We start from the raw sequence: 4,646 nt of genomic DNA, 5'->3' as shown, positions 1-4,646 counted from the left end.
CTGATCGTCAAGGCGCCCCACGTACTCCAGAACGCCAGGAACGCGCCACCGCACCCGATCTCCCGTCCGGTACACACGCTCCCCACCACCCAACGGATCGGGCACGAACCGTTCCGCCGTCAGACCGGCCCGCCCCGCGTATCCCCGTGCCAGCGCGATCCCACCCACACACAACTCACCCGCCACACCGACCGGCACCACAGCACCCCACTCGTCCACCACCACCAACCGCACCCCATCGATCGGCCCACCGATCGGCACCGGATCCTCACCCCCGCACACCCACGACGACACGTCCGCGGACACTTCCGAGGAGCCGTAGACGTTGATCAGCCGACTTCCCGGCAGGCACTCCGCGAACCCGCGGGCGAGCGCCGCGTCGAGTCGTGCTCCGCTGACGTTCACCGTGCGCAGGGCGCGCAGCCGCGTGCCGGCGTCCGGAACCTCCAGCATGGCCTTCAGCAACTGGGGCACCACGACGACCCTGGTGGCTCCGCCTCGCTCCAGGGCCGCCACCAGGCGCTCCGGGTCCCTCGCCGACTCAGGACCGACGATCAGGGTCGGTACGCCGGCCAACATGCCCGTGAAGAGTTCGGCGACGGCGTCCACAAACACGGGCGACGTCTTGAGCGAGCAGATCTCGCCATCCTCGAAAGGGTGCAGTTCATGGAACGCCCGCACCCGGTTGAGCACTCCGGCGTGGGTTCCCAGTACGGCCTTGGGCTGACCGGAGGACCCCGACGTGAAAATCACAAACGCGGTGTCCGAAGCACGCCCGACCGCGCCGGGAACCGGCCGCCCCACGGGGCCGTCCGACTCACCCACGGTCTCACCCTCCGGCGTGACCACCGGAATGTCCGGGCAGAGGGAGCGGAACCGCTCGACGTCCTGGGAACGCGCGACGACCACGTCGACGCCGGCATCGACCAGCATGAAGGCGAGCCGCCGGTCGGGAGCGGCGGGGTCGAGTCCGAGATAGGCGGCTCCGCGGCGCAGCACACCCAACACCGTGGTGACGGATTCCACCGAGGTCGGCAGCGCGATCGCGACCACACCGCCGCGCCCGACGCCCAGTTCCAGCAGCCTCGCTGCCTGCACGGCGGAGAGCCGCTCCAGAGCCGCGTAGCTGTACGCCGCCCCGTCGTTCTCCAGGAGCGCCGGCATCTCCGGGGCCTTGGCGACCCGCTCGAGGAAGGCCGTCGCCAGTGTCTCGCCCGCACCGACGTCCGGTTCCAGGTGTGTCCGGTCGCCGTGGCGCAGCAACTCGGCCAGTTCCTCGGACGACATCATCTCCAGGTCGCCGACGCGGCTGTCCGGGTCTCGCGCGAAGCCCGACAGCAGCGCGCTCCAGTGCCGTGCCATCCGCTGCACGGTCGCCTCGTCGAACAGGTCCGCGTCGTACTCGAACAGGGCTTCCAGCCCGCCCTCGGACTCCGCGACGCTGATCGTCAGATCGAGTTGAGCGCCGTCGGGTCGCGCGACATCGACGGACACGTCGAGACCGGGCAACTCGAACCTGTCCTTCATCGCGTTCTGAAGGATCAGCATGACGTCGAAGAGGGGGTGCCGGGCCGGATCACGTTCCGGACCCGCCAACCGCACGATCTCCTCGAACGGCAACGCCTGATGCCCGAACGCGTCCAGACACACCTCACGGGCCCGCTCCAACACCTCCACCACGCTCCACCCGGACTCCACCCGGGACCGCAACGGCAACACATTGATAAAACACCCGATCAAATCCTCAGAACCCGCCACACCCCTATTCGCGACCGGCGTCCCCACCACCACATCGGACGACCCCGAATACCGATGCAACAACGACACCAAAGCCCCGTGCAGCACCATGAACAACGTCAACCCGCGCTCACGGCACAACACCCGAAGCCCCGACACCACCTCCGAACCCACCGTCAGAGGCACCACCCCGCCCCGAACACCCCGCACCCCACCCCGCGGCCGATCCAACGGCAACTCCACCGCAGCCGGCGCCACATCAAAACAGTCCCGCCAAAAACGAGAATCCTCCTCCCGCACAACACCCCGACCCGGCACACCCCCCTCCCGCTGCCACACCGCATAATCCAGATAACCGAACGAAAGCTCCGGCAACACCGGCTCACGCCCGGCCACGAAAGCCGAATAGAACTCCCGCAACTCCCGCGCCAGAACCCCCGCGGACCACCCGTCAAAAACCACATGATGAACCGTCAACAACAGCACATGCTCATCCACACCCACCCGCACCAACCGGCAACGCCACGGCACCTCACCCACCCCGAAACCCACCGACACCTCATCGGCGACGAGACGGTCCAGCGCCGCTCGGGACCCGCCGGGTTCGGCCGAGACATCCACGACCGGCAGCGCGGGGCCGGTGCGGCGCACCAATGTCTGACGGACTCCGTCCTCGGCCGTGCCGATGACGCAGCGCAGCACCTCGTGCCGTTCGACGATGGCGTCAAGTGCCCGGGACAGCGCCGGTACGTCGAGGCCGCCCACCATCGTCAGGCGGTGCACGATGACGAACGCGTTCTTGGTGTGGAGCTGTTCGAGGTACCAGATGCGTTCCTGTTCCAGCGAGAGCGGGAAGGTCTCCCGGTCCCCAGCGACGCCGCCCTCTCGGCGGCGCGGCCGGTCCTCCTGCTGTACCGCGTTCCGCGCGGAGGCACGCTGCCGCAACAGACCTTCGAATTGGGCGCGCTGTTCCGGGGAGAGCGCGGCAAGGCGCAGGGCGATGTCCTCCGACGTCATGACACACCTCCGATACGTCGGCCGAGACGGTGTCCGCGCTCGGCCAGTTCACCCGCCGCCGTGACGATGTCCGGCCAGGCCATGAGCAGTTCACCGAAGTCACGCAGGAAGAGACGGCTCAACTCCCGTGCACGGTCGGCTCCCTTGTCCACGGCCAGATCCAGGGGCACCGCGAATCCGGACTCGTCCATCGACCTGGCGCGCAACGCGATGTACTCCTTGAGGTCCCGCCGCCACGAGGGCGGCCCGGAATGCGCGGCCAGCCGCTGCCTCTGTTCCGCCAGGTCCCGCTCGGCGAGTGCACGGACCTGTCGACGGGATCGCTCGTCGAACTCCTCCGCGGGCAGGAGTCCCAGTTCCCTGATGCAGCTGCCGAGTTCCCTCATCCGTCCCGCACCGTCGACCGCCGACAACCCGCTGACCCGGAGCGGCTCCAACAGAGCCGCCACGAGGTAGGAGAAGTCGATTCCGGAGGCTCCACGCAGAATCTCGTGGTCCCAGAACCGGCGGGTCTCGACGGGCTGATGGCTGAAGGCCACGGGGCTGTAGACGAAGTAGTCATCCGGGAAGCAGATCGAGTGCAGCAACGCGTACAACGTGTCATTGCCCTTGGTGCACGGCAGGTAGGGCAGCAGCAGCCTGCGGTTGTCCGCTCCGTAGAAGGTGCACATGAAGCTCGTCATGTCCCGCGTGAAGGTGGGGCGGTCCACGAACCTCGCGTTCAGGCGGCTCACCCGGCCGGCCCGGTAGTCCTCCTCGGAACGAATGAGTCGGCTCAGCGACTCGCCGTCGAAGTTCAGATAGGTGCTGGGGGAGGCCCAGCCGCAGTCCCCCACCAGACTCGGCACGGACAGTGCGGCACGCCCGGCCGCGGTCGACGGATCTCGCAGCGCCGCGGCGGGCAGGCCGAACTCGTCCAAGGGCAGGCCATGCGCCAGGAGTTCCGCCGCGAAGGAAGCCGGGGTGCGGCCCAACAGCCTTCCGTGCTCGCCGAAGATGTCCCGGTCGCTGCGGACCATGGTGGCTTCCAGCTCACCCCGATCCGCGAATGCCCAGTTGATCTCGGGGCTGCCGGAGGACAGCGCCATGCCGTCGGTGAGGCCGGGGGACACGTAGGTCTCGCCGAGCGTGTCGTCGTCGGCACAGAGCACGGGACGGCCGACCGTGTGCAGAAGGTTGGCGTTCGCGTTGTTCGCCGCGTTGTACGGTCCTTCCCGGTGGCCGAACAGCGCGAAGGCGAGAACCTCTCTGGGCAGGCCGGCCTCCCGATGGCACAGGTCCAGCCAGGCGACCTTCTCCTCCGCTCCGCCGTAGTGGATCTCCGCCTTCTCGGAGCGGGCCAGGTCCTGGAGCATCGTGCGATAGGCATCGCGCGTGGCCGCCGAAGAGGAGTTGTCCATGACGACGAACTCGACCTCATGACCGTGTCGGTGGGCGTTGGCGCCATAACTGAGCAGGGCCCGGCGCAGGCCTGTCACTCTGTCGCAGGTGGGAACGGCGAGGGTGCGCAAGGCCACCCCCCGGACATCGTCCGCGGCAGCGGCGAAAGCCCGTATGTCCTCGGCCGTGCCCCGCGGACCCGACATCACCAGACGGGCGCCGTCCGCACGGTCCTGAGCACTCCTCCGATCAGGCTCGACCGAGGGCGGAGCCGTCGACGAGACGCCCTGAACCTGATCCAGCAGTTCCCGGACCAGGTCGGGTTCTGCCTGAAGCGTCTGGGCTTCCAGGACGGCCTCGGCCATGCCCCTGACCGTGGGGCGTTCGAAGAAGGAGCGCAGGGTGGGCGAGACGAAGAGACGTTCGCGGACCGCGGTGAGCACCCGGGCGATGAGGAGTGAGTGGCCGCCGAGTGCGAAGAAGTTGTCGTCCAGTCCCGGTCGTGCCACCCC

At 68.3% G+C, this 4,646-nt stretch carries 2 protein-coding genes; both read right to left on the bottom strand.

Annotated elements, in window-relative coordinates; genetic code table 11:
- Nucleotides 1–2,754, bottom strand: a 2,754-nt coding sequence (locus IE277_RS46205; protein WP_189960078.1) for a non-ribosomal peptide synthetase, incomplete at its 3' end; no start/stop codon positions are given.
- On the bottom strand, nt 2,751–4,646 hold a 1,896-nt coding region (locus tag IE277_RS46200), incomplete at its 5' end, for a phosphopantetheine-binding protein (protein ID WP_189960077.1). The genes IE277_RS46205 and IE277_RS46200, both read right to left, overlap by 4 nt.

Source organism: Streptomyces alanosinicus (assembly GCF_014650595.1).
GTDB lineage: Bacteria > Actinomycetota > Actinomycetes > Streptomycetales > Streptomycetaceae > Streptomyces > Streptomyces alanosinicus.
The sequence above is the reverse complement of the archived record's forward strand: the minus strand, read 5'-3'. Positions and strand labels throughout refer to the sequence as shown.